Raw genomic sequence first — 15,857 nt, 5'->3', positions numbered from 1 at the left:
CTGCGAGTGCTCAGCCGCAGCGATCTGGCCGATGTCCCGATCAGTCCGGGCGAGGTGGTGCGCGCCGTCGAAGACGCGTACCTCGCCTTCGCGGAGGGGAATTCGGATAACCCGCGCAAGCTCAGCGTTGCGCATCCGGACGGCTGGTCGGTGGCTTACGCCATGCTCGGCCGCGACGGTCGCCGTCGCGTGGTCGCCATGAAGACGTCCTACAAGTTCGATCCGCACCACGATCGCAGCACCAAGCGGTACTACACCACCATCACGCTCTACGACGACGCCACCGGGCTGCCCATCGCCATGATGGACTGTGCCCGGGTCGGCGCGCTGCGCACACCCGCGGTCTCGGCGCTGCTGGTGCGCGAGACCGTCCGGCCGGGTGCGCGCAGCGTGCTGCTGATCGGCACCGGCACCCAGGGCCGCAACGCCCTGCCGCATCTGCTGGCCGCCAATCCACAGCTGGACCGGCTCATGCTCTACGGCACCCATCCCGAGGGGCTCGAGGCCGTCCAGCGCGAGCTGCTGCGCCACCAGCCGCGTGCGGAACTGGAGATCGTCTCCGACCCGCGGGCGGCCGCCCGCGACGCCGACGTCGTGCTGGCCACCGCCGGGCCGGGCACCAAGGTCGCGGTGGAGGCCGATGATCTCGCGCCCGGCGCGGTGGCGGTGCTGGTCGGTTACGGGTTGGCCCCCTCCACGCTCGGCCGGGCCGATCGCGTGATCGCCACCAATGCCGAGCAGATGGCCCTGACCGGCACCGATATGGCCGATGCCGACGGCCGACTACGTCCGGTCGACGCGGAGCTACCCCAGATCCTCAGCCGCCGCGCGACCGGACGACTATCCGACGACCAACGCATCTTCGTCTACAACAGCGGTCTCGTGCTCACCGATATCGCGGTGGCGCACGCACTGGCAACGCTCGCGATCGCCGAGGGGCGCGGCACGGAGGTGCCGTTGTGGGACTGACCGGGTGCGACAGCGAAAGGGGAGAACGCTGACGGACTTCACGAAAACCCTGACCGCGGTGGCGGATACCAACGGTGCCGACTCGCACACCACCGACCCGCACACCGACCACGATGGCATCACTCGCGATGACATCACCGCCGCGCCGCTGCCCGCCCACCGCGACCCATGGGAGCGAAGGCTGCTGGCTCACCCGAACCTGTTGCGCGAGATGGCGACCGAGATCGGCGGCCCCTTCCACGTCATGTACCCGGCCCGCGTCGGGCACAATATCCGCGCCTTCCGCCAAGCGTTCGCCACCGCCGGTGTGGTGGGCACGATCTACTACGGCAAGAAGGCCAACAAGGCCGACTGCGTGGTCGCCGAGTGCGCGGCGCACGGTGCGGGCGTGGATGTTTCGAGCACCGCCGAACTGCACGCCGCCCTGGCCGGAGGAGTCGACGGCGGGGACCTCATGGTCACCGGACCGGCCAAATCCGATGAGCTGCTGCGGCTGGCGGTGCGTGCGCGCGCCGTCATCGCCATCGACGCGCTCTCCGAACTCGATCGCCTGACCGCGCTCGGCGGTCCGGCGCGGGTGCTGTTGCGCGCGCTCCCCCCGGGATCCGACAGCCGCTTCGGCCTGCGCGGCGATCAACTCGACCTCGCCGTGGCGCAGACCGACCCGCAGACGATTCGGCTGGAGGGCTTCAGTTTCCATCTCAGCGGCTACGACTACCGGCCCCGCGCGGAGCTGGCGGCGGCACTGCTCGAGCGCTGCCGGGAGGCCCGGGGCTGGGGGCACCCGATCACGACCATCTCGATCGGCGGCGGCTTCGGTGTCGACTACGTACCCGAGGCGGCGTGGACGGCCTTCCGGACCCGGCTGAGTCCGCACTGGTTCCACGGCGATTGGGAGCCGAAAGACCTCTACCCCTACCACTTCCCGCATCCCGGACCACGCATGCTGACCCGGGTGCTCGAACACGACGGCCTGGCGCAGCGGTTGCGCCGCGAGGGCATCGGACTGGCGGTCGAGCCGGGGCGCGCGCTGCTGGATCGCGCCGGGAGTACGGTTTTCGGCGTGCAGGGCGTGAAAGAACTTGTCGCACACGGACATTCGTACCTGATGCTGACCGCTAACGGCACCAGCCTCAGTCTGTCCGAGCAGTGGTTCGGCAGCGAATTCCTGCCCGATCCGGCGCTGTGGCCGCCGGAGCCGGGCACGGTGACGCCGACGGCGGTGGGCGGCGCGTCCTGCCTCGAGGACGACATGATCAGCAGGCGGCGCATTCCGCTGCCGCGCGCCGCCCGCACCGGCGATCTGCTGATCTACCCCAATACCGCCGGTTATCAAATGGACTCCAACGAGTCCGCCTTCCACGATCTCGCCATTCCACCGAAGGTCGTTCTCCGGGACATTCCGGGCGATTCCTACGAATGGTCGGTGGAATCCCGAATTACCGAACGGTAGCCGAAACTCAGGCCGCGGTGGTGCTGACAACTCCACCATCAACGCTTAGGCTTACCTAGCGTTTCAGGCCGGTCGGCCGCGCTCGAATCCATCCATGCCCTACCCGATCCTGAGGAGAATCCCGCGATGTCGGTTGTCACCCGTGTGACAGACCTGATCGGACACACCCCGCTGTTCGAACTGGCCGCCACTGACACCGGCACCAGGCTGTATCTGAAACTGGAGAATCTCAATCCCACCGGCGCGGCGAAGATTCGCATGGCCCGCGCCATGGTGGACGATGCCGAACACCGCGGCCTGCTCTCCCCCGGCGGCCACATCATCGAGTCGACCTCCGGAAATACCGGACTCGGCCTGGCGGTTGTAGCGGCTGAGCGTGGGTATCGCTTTACCGCGGTGGTCGACCACCACGCCTGTAGGGACAAGTTGCGCGCGATGAAAGCGATGGGTGCCGAACTGGTGTTCGTAGCGGAGGAAGGCGATGACAGCCTTTCCACCTCGGCACGTGAGGAACTCGCCGAGAAAATGGCGCGCGAGGAATGCGAGGCCGCACTCGGCGCCGGAACAGCGCCGAATGCGTACTTCACCGAACAGCACAACAACGACGCCAATGCGCTCGGTTACTACGCGCTGGCCGACGAGTTGCTCGATGAACTCGGGCGGGTGGATGTGTTGATTTCCGCCGTCGGCACCGGAGGCTCCATGTTCGGCACCGCGCGCCGCCTGCGCGAGCGCGGAATCGAACCGCTGCTCTACGGGGTGGAGCCGGTCGGCTCCATCGCCTTCGGCGGACCGGCCGGCCCCTACTGGCAGTCCGGCACCGGCACCCCGGAGGGAGCCGATCCGGGCAAGATCGTCGCCGAGGACCTGGGCCTGCTGAAGGAGGGCGTCAAGGTCTCCGATGTGGAGGCGTTCGCCACCGCGCGGGTCCTGGCCGCCAAGCTCGGCCTCATGATCGGCGGCTCCGCGGGCGGTTCGGTATTCGCGGCCCTGCGGCGACTCGACGACTTCCCGGCCGGATCGGCCGTGGTCACCATTGTCTGCGACGGCGGCGAGAAATACCTCGACACCGTGTTCGACGACGAGTGGATGAACGACCGCGACCTCCTGGACGCCGAGACCGAACGCGCCGTCGCCGCACTGCTCGACCGGCTCCCGTCCGCGGCCCGCCGTGACGCCGCGGCGGCGGCCGAGGCGGCGCGCACCCCGCGCGCGACCCACACCATCCTGCTGCCCGCCGACCAGCGCGCGCCGGTGTCCGGAGTCTCGGCCAAATGAGCTCCGCCACCAGGCAATCCGACGGGCGACGGCTCACCGCGCTGGCGACGCCGATCGCACTGACCCAACTGGCCCAGGTGGCGGTGTCCACCACCAATATCGCGCTCATGGGCACGCTCGGGGTGCGGCAGGTGGCGGCGGGCGGACTGGCGCTGGTGCTGTTCAACCAGATCCGCACCATGTGCGTCGGGCTGATCACCGGCACCGGCAATCAGGTCGCCATCGCGGTGAGTCGCGCCGACAAGCGCGGCGTGAGCGCGGAGCGCGAGGTGCGCGAGGTGGTGCGGTCGAGCTTCCTCATCGCCACCCTGGCCGGCATCCTCGGCGGCGCGCTGCTGATCGGGCTCGGCTGGAGCCTGCAATGGCTGGGCCAGGACGCCTCGGTGCTGGCGGCGGCGCGGCCCATGATGGTGGCGCTGGCCCCGGGCCTGCTGCCCTGCCTGTGGTTCCAGGTGCTGCGGCAGTACACCGTCGGTATGCAGCGGCCCCAGGCGCTGCTGCTGGTGACGCTCGGCTCGGTGGCGCTCAATCTCGTGCTGGCCCTGGGCCTCATGTACGGGTGGCTCGGCCTGCCCGCGCTCGGGCTGACCGGGATCGGCGTGGCCACCTCCCTGGTCTTCCTCATCACCTTCGGCGTGTTCTGGGCCATGGTGCGCCGCGACCCGAAACTCGGTCCGACGCTGCCGATTCAGATGTGGCCCGTGCGCATGCGGACGGTGCGCGACGAGTTGAAGCTGGGCACGCCCATCGCGCTCACCTACGGCTCCGAGGCGGGCATGTTCTCGGTGCTGGCCCTGGTCATGGGCACGCTGGGGGCGGCCGCGCTGGCCGCGCACAATGTCGTCTACCAGATCGTCTACATCGTCTTCCAGGTCGCCATCGGCCTCTCGCACGGCTCGTCCATCCTGGTGAGCACGGCGGTGGCGCGCGACGAGTACCCGCACGCGCGCTCGGTGGCGTGGTTGGCGCTGCGCTACGCGGCCATTGTCGCCGCGATCACCGGCACGGCGTACGTCCTCGCCCCGGACTGGGTGCTGAAACCGTTCCTCGGCGACGCCAACGGGGATACCGTCGCGCTGGCGCACACCCTGCTGTTGATCGCCATCGTGCTCCAGTTCTTCGACGCGGCCCAGAACATCGGCGTGGGGTTGCTGCGCGGCCTGAAGGACACCAAGGCGGGATTCCGGCTGTCGCTGATCGGCTACTGGGCTGTGGGATTGCCCACGGCGCTGCTGCTCGCCTACCCGCTGCACCTGGAGGCGGCGGGCGTCTGGTGGGGTCTGGCCGCCGGACTCGCCACCACCGCTGTGCTGATGCTGCGCCGCTACTTCGCGCTGCTGGACGCGCGTGAGCAGGAGCATCCCCGGGTGCTGGCCAATAGCCTCGGTGGTTGAAGCCGACACGTAAATCTCACCTTTCCGCAAGCATGCCGTCACTGGGCACGGGCAGGCTGGAAGAAACGGCTTCGCTATCCTGGCCGACGGAATCGGCAAGCAAGGGCGAAGACGAAACCGCCGGGGAGGATGTCCGTGTACATCACCAGAGTCGCCGAGTACCCGAGACCCGATCACGTGCTGTTCCATTTCAGCGATACGCACCTGATCGCCGCCGACACCGCGCTCTACGGCGCGGTGGACGCCGAGCGACGCCTATCCCAACTGCTGGCGCAGGCCGAGGCCAGCGGCATCACCCCGACCGCCATCGTGTTCACCGGCGACCTCACCGACCACGGTGAGCCGGGGGCGTACACCAAACTGCGCAACCTGGTGGAGCCCTTCGCCGAGCGGGTCGGCGCGCCGCTGGTGTGGGTGGTCGGCAATCACGACGACCGCACCGCACTGCGCGAGAACCTGTTGGACGAGCCGGGTTCCGCCGCGCCGTACGACCGGGTGCACATGTTCGACGGGTTGCGCGTCGTGGTGCTGGACACCACGGTGCCCGGCCACCACTACGGCGAGATCACCCCGGCCCAGCTGGAATGGCTGCGCACGGTGCTCTCCGAACCCGCGCCGTTCGGGACCGTGCTGGCCATGCACCATCCGCCGGTACCGTGCGTGATCGACCTGGCCGTGACGGTGGAACTGCGCGATCAGCGCCGCCTCGCCGACGTGCTGGACGGCACCGACGTGCGCGCCATCCTGGCCGGGCACCTGCACTTCTCCACCAGCGCCACCTTCGCCGGGATTCCGGTGTCGGTGGCGTCGGCGACCTGCTACAGCCAGGACCTGGCGGTGGCCCACGGCGGCATCCGCGGGCGCGACGGCGCGCAGGCGTTCAACTACGTGCACATCTACCCGGACACCGTGGTGCACTCGGTGGTGCCGATCGGGTCGGGGCCGACGGTCGGGGAACCGGCCACCCCGGAGCAGGCGGCGCGCCAGCTCGCGGACGCGGGCATCGTCATCCCGCCGGCCGCCGGGATTCCGCACGTCGTGCAGCGACCGGCCACCACGCCCGAGAACGACGGCGAATCGGTCAGCTGAAATCGGTTCAGGCGGCGCCTGATTCGAACAGCGCTCCGCCCACCGTCGCCGGCTTCTCCCACGGAGCGGGCTCCGGGTAGTAGGTCTCCAGGAATTCCGAGACCGCCCGCACCCGCTCCGCCTCCGGCACCTCCGGGAAGCTGCCGTCGTTGAGGCAGAAGAAGTCCACATTGCGCCGGGCGGCCAGCCCGTCCAGCAGCGCGAGCCCGGTGTAGAGGGTGGTGTCGACATAGCGCACCTCGGCCCGCTCCTGCGGCACCGCCCGGCCGGTGAACAGCGCGTAGTAGTGGTAGAGCGAATTGGTCACCGAGATATCGGTGGCGGCCCGGAACCGGCTGGTGCGGGTGCGGGCGAAATCCGCCGCGAACTCCCGCTCCATCTCGTGGAGCACGCTGCGCCGCAAGGGAACCGGCGTGTGCTCCAGATGCCGGGTGATGACATGGCCGAACCGCTGGCGCAGCAGTGCCCGGTTCACCCGCGCGGCGTTCTCGAACCCGCTGCGGCGCTCGTTGTTCGAGCCCGGCCCGATCCGGGTGTCCGCCTCGATGAAGCGGCTCACTCCGGCCGGGGTGAAGAACATGGACGGGCGCACCGGGCGAGCGAAGAACATATCGTCGTTGGAATACAGGAAGTGCTCGCTCAGACCCTCGATGTGCTGCAACTGGCATTCCACCGCATGGGAATTGAAGATCGGCAGCCCGCTGCAGTCCGAGAAGTGGTCCACGGCACGGACAATGGTGACCTTCGGGTCCTCGGCGAGCCACTCCGGCACGGCGGAGTCGGTGGCGATGAAGATGCGCCGGATCCACGGCGCGTTCTTGTGCACCGCGCGCAGCGCGTAACGCAACTCGTCGATCTGGCGGATGCGCGCATCGGCCTCGTCACCCTCACCGACCACGACCTGAGCCATCATGCCCGCGCGCCGCGCCCGGAACTCCGGATCGGAACCGTCCACCCAGGAGAACACGATGTCGATGTCGAAACCCACGTCCGTGGCGTTGGGCGCGAACATGCCGGCGAGCGTCGGCCAGCTCAGCTCGTAGAGCAGCACCGTGGAATGCTCCACGTCGGCCAGGTCGAAGACGGTGCGGGTCAAGGCGTTCGGCCGCGGGCACTCCACGGTATCGCCGTGGTACTCCCACAGTTCGAGTTCCACATGATGCGCCGGATCCAGGTCACGGCCCAGCCGGAACACATTGCGCTGCCGCTCATTGCACGAGAAGCCAGCCACCATCGCCGCACCCAGCACCCGGCACAGCGCCGCTCGGTGCACGGCGTCCACCGCCAGCACCAGGCGGTGATCGCAGTCCCGCACCAGCAGGAAGGGCAGCTCCGCCGCCATCAGCTCCGCCCGCAGATATCGCAGATCATCCACCACCGCCGTCGACACCGCCAGATTCGCGGCGGTCGACCGCGCCACCATCTCCACCGTCTCCGGCTGCCCCGCACCCATATCCACCATCACCGTTCTCCGCTCTGTCGCGCTTATCACCTCACGTCTGGACACATGCGGCCGACGCGACCCGCCCGTGGTCGGGGCGGGTCGCGAAATCCGCTGGGCGCATTCAGAAGAACGGAGCGGTGAGTATGGTGCGCGGATACAGCCGCTGCCGATGCGGGTGGAATCCCATGTCGCACTCACCTCACTCACTCATGCGACGCGCCCGACGCGCGCCTGTTGGATGCTGCTGCGTTCGTCGACGCCGGATGCGGCGGACGATCTTCACCGGGCGGTCATCGGCCGGTTACTCGCGCGACCTCGATTGGACGAGGAACTGTTACGAATGATGAACCTCCGAAGTCGGTTCGTCAATCGAATCGGTGCCGAGGTCCGGAAGGGTTTTCACATCCGTAACCGGCGGCAGGTGAGCAGTTCGTGATCATCGGAGCCCAGCCGGTCGGCGTCACAACGCCTTACACTGCAAGTAGCGCAGTCCAGCCCGCTGCGTCGACACGATCGTGAGGTGACGAAGATGGTTACGCGTGCCCAGCAGCGTCAGGAGCCCTCGACAGACCATCCGCGGTTGGACGCACTGCCGGAGTGGCCGGTCGACACCATCGCGGTGCTCGTGACCACCGACGGCGGCCCGCACGCCATCCCGGTCTCGTGGCCGGTCCGCGCGGGCGACCACCGCATTCTGCTGAGCCTGAAATTCGATCGCGGCTCACTGGCCCGGCTGCGGGAGCGCCCCGAGGTGGCACTGCTCATCCTCGGCGGCGGCGATGTGGCACTGTGCGCGCGCGGCAACGCGCGGGTGGTCGCCGATCCCATGCCCACCGCACGCGACTATGTGGCGGTGGCCATCGAGGTGGAGGCCATCGACGACCACCGGCAGTCGGCGTTCACGGTCGCGGCCGGTATCCAGCGCACCGTGCTCGACCCCGGCGAGCTGCGCTATCTGGAAGAACGCGTGGCGGCGCTGCGCGAACTCGCCGCGGGACTCGACTGACCGCGCGCGGCGACGGGGCTGATCACCGGCGGTCCGAGCCGCCATTCCAGAAATGAACTGGCACAACAGGTCACCATTTCGACCATAATCGGGTGGGGATGCGGTACGAAGGGCACCGCGGGGAAGGAGATCATGAGCGTCAGCCTGGCCAAGGGCGGAAATGTTTCGCTGTCCAAGCAGGCCCCCAATCTGACCAAGGTGCAGGTCGGCCTCGGCTGGGACGTGCGCACCACCACCGGTGCGGACTACGACCTGGACGCGAGCGCGCTGGCCTGCGGATCGAATATGCGGGTGCTGTCGGACGCGCATTTCATCTTCTACAACAACCTGCGCTCGCCGGAGGGGACCATCGAGCACACCGGTGACAATCTCACCGGTGAGGGCGACGGCGACGACGAGGTGATCAATGTCGACCTGGCCGCGATGCCGCCGACGATCACCAACGTCTTCTTCCCGGTGTCCATTCACGACGCCGAGGCGCGGCGGCAGTCCTTCGGGCAGATCCGCAATGCCTACATCCGGGTGGTGGACGCGGCGACCGGTTCGGAGCTGGCCCGCTTCGACCTGACCGAGGACGCCTCCACCGAGACCGCCATGGTGTTCGGTGAGCTGTACCGGCACGGAGCGGAGTGGAAGTTCCGGGCTATCGGCCAGGGGTACGCGTCCGGCCTCGCGGGCATCGCCCGCGACTACGGCGTCAACGTGTAATGCTAGCCGCCTTCTCGGTGACACCCCTCGGCGGCGGCGTGGACGTGGGACGCGCTGTCGCCGAGGCGGTTCGGGTGGTGCGGGCCAGCGGCTTGCCCAATGAGACCAATGCCATGTTCACCACCGTCGAGGGGGAATGGGACGAGGTGATGGCGGTGGTCAAGCAGGCCACCGATGCCGTGCTGGCGGTCGCGCCGCGGTGCAGCCTGGTGGTCAAGGCCGATGTGCGGCCGGGGGTGACGGGGGCCATGACGGCGAAGGTCGACACGGTGGAGCGCTACCTCGCCGAGGAGTGACCGGCGTGGGGTGCGGGAGGTATCCGGTCAGCGGCCGACCTCGGTGCCGATGCGCCGGGCCGGTCGTCAGGACGCGGTGCGCTCGGTGAGGCCGGTCAGGACGATCGAGTACTCCCGGCTGGCGGCGTCGTAGCGGACGGCGTAGCCGGTGGCGTAGTGGCCCGATTTCCGCACCGCCTCAGGCTGTTTCAGCTCTGCCGCGAAATCGGGTTCGGTCAGCAGCCAGTCCCGGGTGACCATGGGTTCGGCGAACAGGTACTCGCCGTCCCAGGTGCCCGCGAGCACGGCCTGGGTGAACTCGTAGGTCTGCGGGTGGAACGGCGTCGCCGAATCCACCCAGCGCAGGCCCGCGCCGGGTACGGTCTCGGTGGCCGGGTCACCCGCCGGAACATAGTCGCGCGGCAGGTATTCGGCCGCCGGGAAGCGGGCCGCCTTGGTGGCGAACTCCGCGTCCGCGGGGTCGATCGCCGCCACGGCCGCCGGCTCACGCAGATAGAACCGCACGTCGAAATGCGCTTCGTCGAAGATGCCGACCGGCGGATGGCCGTGCGCCAACCAGTCGACGGCGATGTGGTCGTAGGCGGCCGCCCGGGCCTGCGAAGGCAGTTCGTACACTTCGGCTTTCGGGAAGGGCGCGCGGCCCGCCAGCGCGTCACCGTACGCGTCGTGGTCCGGCAGGCCGTCCAATGCCGCTGCGGTGAAACGCAATCCGAGCTCGATCGGATCGCCGTCGGATCCGACGACCACATAGGTCCGCGCCGTGCCGCCGCCGAGGGCGCGCTCCGGACCGAAGAAGGTGCCGCCCGTGGCGTCGCCGTCCCCGGAGCACCCCGCGAGCCCCAGAATTCCCAGCAGTACGACAGCCATGGCGAATCGTCGCGAACGCATGGCGTTCAGGGTACGGAGAGCGGGTGCTCGGACACAGCCCCGCGATCCCCTATTTCCTGCCCCCTATCAGGGCGAATGGCACAAACCTCGCAGTGGCGAGCGGGTCAGCGGCGGCCGACCTCGGCCGCGATCCGATCCGCGATCACCTGTGCGGCACGGGCATTGCCGACCGAACAGGTACTGGCCTCGATCACGGTATTGCCCGTGGTGCGCGCGAGGTTGTCGCAGATCCAGTCGTCGCCCTGCTCGGTGGTGGTCCAGCCGACCGCGACCTGCCCCGCGGGCACGGAGCGCGTGGTGTCGGCGACTCGCCAGGTCAGCGAATCCTGCCCGGAGGCCGAGACGGTGACATCTCGATCCCGACAGTCGGCGATGACCGCGCGGTACCGGTCGACGAGCGCCTCCGCGCCGAGGAAGTTCCGGAACGTCACCACGGTCTGATAGACGAAATGCGTGTACCGGTCCCCCGGCTGCCGGAACACCCTGGTGCGCAAGGCCGTCCAGTCACCGCCGTACACGCTGTCGTGCCCGGTGTACACCAGTGCCGCGCACCGCGCGGGGCTGATGGTCTCACTGGGCGTAGCGGTACTCGCCGCCTCGTACGACTGCGTCAGCCCGCTGGTGTCCACGATCGACTCGATCTCCGAGATCGACAGCAGCACCTCCCCCACCTGCTCCGCCCCCAGCCGCGGCAGGCTCGCCACCGCCGGATCGGGCTCGGCCCTACCCCCCACCACCTGTCCGCACCCGGTCACCAAGAACAGCACGGCCACCGCCGCCGCAATCCCACGGCCCCGCATGCCGCCTCCCTAGAACCGACATCCCGAACCCTCGGAATTGCCCGCTACCGTTCCCACGAAACCTACCGCGCCACCCCGTCCACCGGAACCGGCGAATGCTCACCGCGGCACCCGAGCCGCGGTGGTCCGCACCGGCGTCGATCATGCCGATGCGACTCGGTGACGTCGGCGGTGGCCGGGGCGGGTCAGGCTCGGGGCCAGAAGCGGAGCCAGTCGTCCGCGGTGAGTGGGGAGCGCGTGCCGCGTGCCGCTTCGGCGCGGTCCTCGGCGGTGCGGATGGCGGTGGCGAAGGTGAGGGTGGCCTTGCGGAGGCGTTCCTCGGCGCTGTCGCCCCGGTCGAGGGTGACGGTGCGGAGGTCGTCGGGGACGAGGTGGTCCGGCAGGCCCGCTGTGCGGCTGCGGGAGAGCACCTTCTCGGCCAGGGCCAGCGCGGGCTGGGCCATGGCTATGCCGTCCAGGCAGGAGCGGCGGGACTTCTCGGTGGATTTGCGTTCCTCCCAGGCGCGTTCCTGGGCGGCGATCTTCTGCTCGACGGTGGCGTCGGGGCCGATCGAGTCGTCGAGCAGATGCGGGCTGCGGTGGGTGAGCTTGTCCACCAGGGTGGCGGCCACGTCGGCCACGGTGAACTCGCCTGCGGCTTCGGCGATTCGGGAGTGGAAAAGGACCTGGAGCAGTAGATCGCCCAGTTCCTCCCGAATGGTCGGCGCGTCGGCCTGCTGAATCGCGTCGAGCAGTTCGTAGGTCTCCTCGAGCAGGTAGGGGCGCAGCGAGTCGTGGGTCTGGGTCACCTCCCAACCGCCGAAGTTCCACAGCCGGTCCATGACATCGACCGCCTCGGCCAGCGCTTCGGTCATGCGGGCGGTATCGGCCGCCTGTCCGGTGCCGGATACCGTGCGCCCGTTCGCATCCCCGCTCATCGGGCCGCGCTCACCTCGGTCTCCACGGTGAGATCGACCGCGCCCTGGGCCTTTCCGTCCAGGGCCAGCAGCAGATCGGCCACCCACTGGAGCAACTGCACATCGCGAATGCGGTGCGCGCCGACGCTGTCCTCCACGCGCGGCAGCGGCAGCTGAACGATGCCGGTGGCGGCGCGGTAGCTGGCATTGGGGTAGATGCGCTTGAGCCGCAGCTGTTTCGAGTCCGGCAGTTGCAGCGGCGCGATCTTCAACGTGGTGCCCGTGACGCCGATCTCGGTGACGCCGTACTCGCGGGCCAGCAGCTTCAGCTTGGCCACCGAGACCAGGCGGCCCACCTCCACCGGCAGCGGGCCGTAGCGGTCCACCAGTTCCTCGACCACCGCCGCGATGGCCGAATCATCCTGTGCGGCGGCGAGTTTGCGGTACGCCTCCAGGCGCAGGCGGTCCGAGCCGATGTAGTCGGGCGGGATGTGCGCGTCCACGGGCAGGTCGATGCGCACCTCCTTGACCTCCTCGTCCACGGTGATGGGCCTGCCGTCGGCGGCGGCGCGGTACGCCTCCACCGCCTCGCCCACCAGCCGCACGTACAGGTCGAAGCCAACCCCGGCCACATGTCCGGACTGCTCCGCGCCGAGCACATTGCCCGCACCGCGAATCTCCAGGTCCTTCATGGCGACCGCCATGCCCGCCCCCAGATCCGAATTCTGCGAGATGGTGGCCAGCCGGTCGTAGGCGGTCTCGGTGAGCGGCTTCTCCGGCGGATACAGGAAGTAGGCGTAGCCGCGCTCGCGGCTGCGTCCCACCCGGCCGCGCAGCTGGTGCAGCTGCGACAGGCCGAGGGTGTCGGCACGCTCCACGATCAGGGTGTTGGCATTGGAGATGTCCAACCCGGTCTCGATGATGGTGGTGGACACCAGCACGTCGTACTCGCGCTCCCAGAAGCCCTGCACGGTCTTCTCCAGCACGTCCTCGTTCATCTGGCCGTGCGCCACCACCACCCGCGCCTCGGGCACCAGATCACGAATCCGCTTGGCCGCCTTGTCGATCGAGGACACCCGGTTGTGCACATAGAACACCTGGCCGTCGCGGAGCAGCTCGCGGCGAATGGCAGCGGCCACCTGCTTGTCGTTGTACGCGCCGACGTAGGTGAGGATCGGATGCCGTTCCTCGGGCGGGGTGAGGATGGTGGACATCTCGCGAATTCCGGCCAGCGACATCTCCAGGGTGCGCGGAATCGGCGTGGCCGACATGGTGAGCACGTCCACGTGCGTGCGCAGCGCCTTGATGTGCTCCTTGTGCTCGACGCCGAACCGCTGTTCCTCGTCGATGATGACCAGGCCCAGATCCTTCCACCGGACGCCGGTCTGGAGCAGCCGGTGGGTGCCGACGACGATATCCACGTCACCGGCGGCCATCCCCTCCAGGATCTCGCGCGATTCGGCGGCGTCGGTGAAGCGCGAGAGGCCCTTCACCGTCACCGGGAAGCCCGCGGTGCGCTCGACGAAGGTCTGCAGATGCTGCTGCGCCAGCAGTGTGGTGGGCACCAGCACCGCCACCTGCTTGCCGTCCTGCACCGCCTTGAAGGCGGCGCGCACCGCGATCTCGGTCTTGCCGTAGCCGACGTCGCCGCAGACCACGCGGTCCATCGGCACCGACTTCTCCATATCCGCCTTCACCTCGGCGATGGCGGTGAGCTGGTCGGCGGTCTCGGTGAAGGCGAAGGCGTCCTCCATCTCCTGCTGCCACGGCGTGTCCGGGCCGAAGGCGTGACCGGGCGCGGCCTGGCGCGCCGCGTACAGCTGCACCAGCTCGGTGGCGATCTCGCGCACCGCCTTGCGCGCCTTGCGCTTGGTGTTCGCCCAGTCGGAGCCGCCGAGTTTGGACAGCGACGGCATCTCGCCGCCGACATAGCGGGAGAGCTGGTCGAGGGCGTCCATGGGGACGAACAGCCGGTCACCGGGCTGGCCGCGCTTGGACGGCGCGTACTCGATCACCAGGTATTCGCGGCGGGCACCGCCGACGGTGCGTTCGATCATCTCCACGAAGCGGCCGATGCCGTGCTGATCGTGCACGACCATGTCCCCGGCCCGCAGCGCCAGCGGGTCGACCTGATTGCGGCGGCGGGCGGCGAGCTTCTTGCCCTCCTGCGGGGCGGTGACGCGATTGCCGGTGAGATCGGATTCCGCGACCACCACCAGCTTGGCGTCGTCGAACACGATGCCGTCGTGCAGCGAACCGCACAGCACGCCGACCAGACCGTCGACCGGCCGCGCCCCCGGCTCCAACGCCGTGGCGGGCACCTCGGCGTCGCGCAGCCGCTCCAGCACGCGCTGCGCCGTACCGTGTCCCGCGACCACGATGACCGCGCGCCCGCCGGTGGTGACGTGGGCGCGCAGCGACGCGAAGATGGTGGCGACCAGTTCCTCGGATCCGCGGGCGGCGGGGGCGGACAGCACCGGCAGCGCGATCTCGTTCGGATCGTCGGCGGCCAGCGGGCTCAACGTCCACCAGGCCAGGCCCCGCCGCTCGGCGTCGGCGTGCACCTCGTCCAGGCCGCGGTAGGCGGAGGCGGCGAGGTCGAGTCCGTGCGCGCCCAGCGGCGCGGCCCCGCCGAAGGAGGCGGCCGTCCACGACGCCTCCAGGAACTCCTGGCCGGTGCGCACCAGATCGGCCGCGCGGGTGCGGATCTTCTCCGGATCACAGAGCAGCACCTGGGTGTGCGCCGGCAGGGCATCGGTGAGCAGCCGCAGTTCGCCCGGTTGCAGCACCGGCAGCAGCGCCTCCATCCCCTCCACGGGCATGCCCTGTGCCAGCTTGTCCAACATCTCCACCAGGGCGGCGTCGGCCGGGTTCTCGCTGGCGACCTGGCCGGCGCGCTCACGAAGGTCGTTGGTGAGCAACAGTTCCCGGCAGGGCTGGGCGATCACCACCTCGGTGGGGATATCGGGCAGCGAGCGCTGGTCGGCGACCGAGAAGGCACGCAGCTCGCTCACCTCGTCGCCCCAGAACTCCACGCGCACAGGGTGATCGGCGGTGGGCGGGAACAGGTCGAGAATGCCGCCGCGCACCGCGAACTCGCCGCGCTTGCCCACCATGTCGACCCGCTCGTAAGCGAATTCCACCAGCCGCGTGAGCAATTCGTCGAAGTCGTGCTGCGCGCCCAGGCGCAGGACGATGGGCTCGATATCGCCGAGCCCGCGCGCCATGGGTTGCATGAGCGAGCGCACGGTGGTCACCACCGCGCGCAGCGGTTCGCCGTAGAGCGTCTCGTCGGGGTGCGCCAGCCGGCGCAGCACCTGGAGCCGCCGCCCCACGGTGTCGGCGCTCGGGGACAGCCGCTCGTGCGGCAGCGTCTCCCACGACGGGAACTGCGCCACGGCGTCGCCCAGGATCTCCGCGAGTTCCACGGTGAGGTCGTCGGCCTCCCGCCCGGTGGCCGTCACCACCACCAGCGGTCGCTGCTCGGCAATGGTCGCCGCCACAAAGGGCCGCACCGCCGACGGCGCGACCAGCCTGGCCGACTCCCGCCCGATCAGCCCCGCGACCTGCCGCAACGCGGTATCAGCTGCGGCCGCCGTGGCCAATCCAGCCAGGGGTGGTCGGTTCGAGGGCATG

Annotated in this window: 13 protein-coding genes; 8 read left to right on the top strand and 5 right to left on the bottom strand. The window is 69.3% G+C overall.

Annotated elements, in window-relative coordinates:
• The first annotated feature begins 6 nt into the window (after nt 1–6).
• The 5 genes from QJS31_RS27855 (at nt 7) to QJS31_RS27835 (ending at nt 6,183) form a co-directional block, all read left to right on the top strand.
• Complete coding sequence (locus tag QJS31_RS27855; RefSeq protein WP_029931274.1) at nt 7–969, top strand: ornithine cyclodeaminase; 963 nt, start codon at nt 7–9, stop codon at nt 967–969.
• 58 nt (nt 970–1,027) lie between these two features.
• A complete protein-coding gene (locus tag QJS31_RS27850) occupies nt 1,028–2,422 on the top strand; it encodes a Y4yA family PLP-dependent enzyme (protein WP_306358110.1) in 1,395 nt (464 codons plus the stop codon).
• A gap of 126 nt (nt 2,423–2,548) precedes the next feature.
• Nucleotides 2,549–3,700, top strand: a complete 1,152-nt coding sequence (locus QJS31_RS27845) for a PLP-dependent cysteine synthase family protein (RefSeq protein WP_306358109.1) — start codon at nt 2,549–2,551, stop codon at nt 3,698–3,700.
• Complete coding sequence (locus QJS31_RS27840) at nt 3,697–5,094, top strand: MATE family efflux transporter (protein ID WP_306358108.1); 1,398 nt, start codon at nt 3,697–3,699, stop codon at nt 5,092–5,094. The genes QJS31_RS27845 and QJS31_RS27840 overlap by 4 nt, the downstream gene beginning before the upstream one ends.
• Nucleotides 5,095–5,229: 135 nt before the next feature.
• Nucleotides 5,230–6,183, top strand: coding sequence for a phosphodiesterase (locus QJS31_RS27835; RefSeq protein WP_282781139.1), 954 nt, complete (start codon nt 5,230–5,232; stop codon nt 6,181–6,183).
• A 7-nt stretch (nt 6,184–6,190) separates the two neighbouring features.
• Here QJS31_RS27835 and QJS31_RS27830 read toward each other — a convergent pair whose 3' ends face one another.
• Nucleotides 6,191–7,645: a stealth family protein gene (locus QJS31_RS27830; RefSeq protein WP_372341556.1), complete on the bottom strand. Its 1,455-nt coding sequence runs from the start codon at nt 7,643–7,645 to the stop codon at nt 6,191–6,193.
• Between the two features lie 511 nt (nt 7,646–8,156).
• Between QJS31_RS27830 and QJS31_RS27825 the strand changes: the two genes are divergently transcribed.
• The 3 genes from QJS31_RS27825 (at nt 8,157) to QJS31_RS27815 (ending at nt 9,637) form a co-directional block, all read left to right on the top strand.
• Complete coding sequence (locus QJS31_RS27825) at nt 8,157–8,633, top strand: pyridoxamine 5'-phosphate oxidase family protein (protein WP_186000682.1); 477 nt, start codon at nt 8,157–8,159, stop codon at nt 8,631–8,633.
• 132 nt (nt 8,634–8,765) lie between these two features.
• Entirely contained in the window at nt 8,766–9,341 is a 576-nt protein-coding gene (locus tag QJS31_RS27820) for a TerD family protein (RefSeq protein ID WP_039817089.1), read from the top strand.
• Nucleotides 9,341–9,637 carry an MTH1187 family thiamine-binding protein gene (locus QJS31_RS27815; RefSeq protein ID WP_306358107.1) on the top strand — a complete coding sequence of 99 codons (297 nt, stop codon included), beginning with the start codon at nt 9,341–9,343 and terminating at the stop codon, nt 9,635–9,637. The genes QJS31_RS27820 and QJS31_RS27815 overlap by 1 nt, the downstream gene beginning before the upstream one ends.
• Before the next feature lie 66 nt (nt 9,638–9,703).
• Here QJS31_RS27815 and QJS31_RS27810 read toward each other — a convergent pair whose 3' ends face one another.
• The 4 genes from QJS31_RS27810 to mfd form a co-directional block, all read right to left on the bottom strand.
• Nucleotides 9,704–10,525: a DUF5602 domain-containing protein gene (locus tag QJS31_RS27810; RefSeq protein WP_306358106.1), complete on the bottom strand. Its 822-nt coding sequence runs from the start codon at nt 10,523–10,525 to the stop codon at nt 9,704–9,706.
• Between the two features lie 104 nt (nt 10,526–10,629).
• Nucleotides 10,630–11,325: a sensor domain-containing protein gene (locus QJS31_RS27805; protein ID WP_306358105.1), complete on the bottom strand. Its 696-nt coding sequence runs from the start codon at nt 11,323–11,325 to the stop codon at nt 10,630–10,632.
• 185 nt (nt 11,326–11,510) lie between these two features.
• Nucleotides 11,511–12,242 (bottom strand): MazG family protein, encoded by a 732-nt coding sequence (locus QJS31_RS27800; RefSeq protein ID WP_372341555.1) that lies wholly within the window; start codon nt 12,240–12,242, stop codon nt 11,511–11,513.
• Entirely contained in the window at nt 12,239–15,856 is a 3,618-nt protein-coding gene (mfd, locus tag QJS31_RS27795; protein ID WP_306358104.1) for a transcription-repair coupling factor, read from the bottom strand. Before mfd ends, QJS31_RS27800 begins: the two co-directional genes overlap by 4 nt.
• Nucleotide 15,857 lies beyond the last annotated feature (1 nt).

This window comes from Nocardia sp. CC213A, assembly GCF_030766805.1.
Lineage (GTDB): Bacteria > Actinomycetota > Actinomycetes > Mycobacteriales > Mycobacteriaceae > Nocardia > Nocardia otitidiscaviarum.
Note: the sequence above shows the minus strand (reverse complement) of the source record. Positions and strands in the feature narration are given on the sequence as shown.

What these genes read in the sequence shown, in the direction of transcription:
- QJS31_RS27805 (WP_306358105.1), bottom strand. Translation starts at nt 11,325, where the DNA reads ATGCGGGGCCGTGGGATTGCGGCGGCGGTGGCCGTGCTGTTCTTGGTG.
- QJS31_RS27810 (WP_306358106.1), bottom strand. Translation starts at nt 10,525, where the DNA reads ATGCGTTCGCGACGATTCGCCATGGCTGTCGTACTGCTGGGAATTCTG.
- QJS31_RS27825 (WP_186000682.1), top strand. Translation starts at nt 8,157, where the DNA reads ATGGTTACGCGTGCCCAGCAGCGTCAGGAGCCCTCGACAGACCATCCG.
- QJS31_RS27845 (WP_306358109.1), top strand. Translation starts at nt 2,549, where the DNA reads ATGTCGGTTGTCACCCGTGTGACAGACCTGATCGGACACACCCCGCTG.
- mfd (WP_306358104.1), bottom strand. Translation starts at nt 15,856, where the DNA reads ATGCCCTCGAACCGACCACCCCTGGCTGGATTGGCCACGGCGGCCGCA.
- QJS31_RS27830 (WP_372341556.1), bottom strand. Translation starts at nt 7,645, where the DNA reads ATGGTGGATATGGGTGCGGGGCAGCCGGAGACGGTGGAGATGGTGGCG.
- QJS31_RS27815 (WP_306358107.1), top strand. Translation starts at nt 9,341, where the DNA reads ATGCTAGCCGCCTTCTCGGTGACACCCCTCGGCGGCGGCGTGGACGTG.
- QJS31_RS27800 (WP_372341555.1), bottom strand. Translation starts at nt 12,242, where the DNA reads ATGAGCGGGGATGCGAACGGGCGCACGGTATCCGGCACCGGACAGGCG.
- QJS31_RS27840 (WP_306358108.1), top strand. Translation starts at nt 3,697, where the DNA reads ATGAGCTCCGCCACCAGGCAATCCGACGGGCGACGGCTCACCGCGCTG.
- QJS31_RS27820 (WP_039817089.1), top strand. Translation starts at nt 8,766, where the DNA reads ATGAGCGTCAGCCTGGCCAAGGGCGGAAATGTTTCGCTGTCCAAGCAG.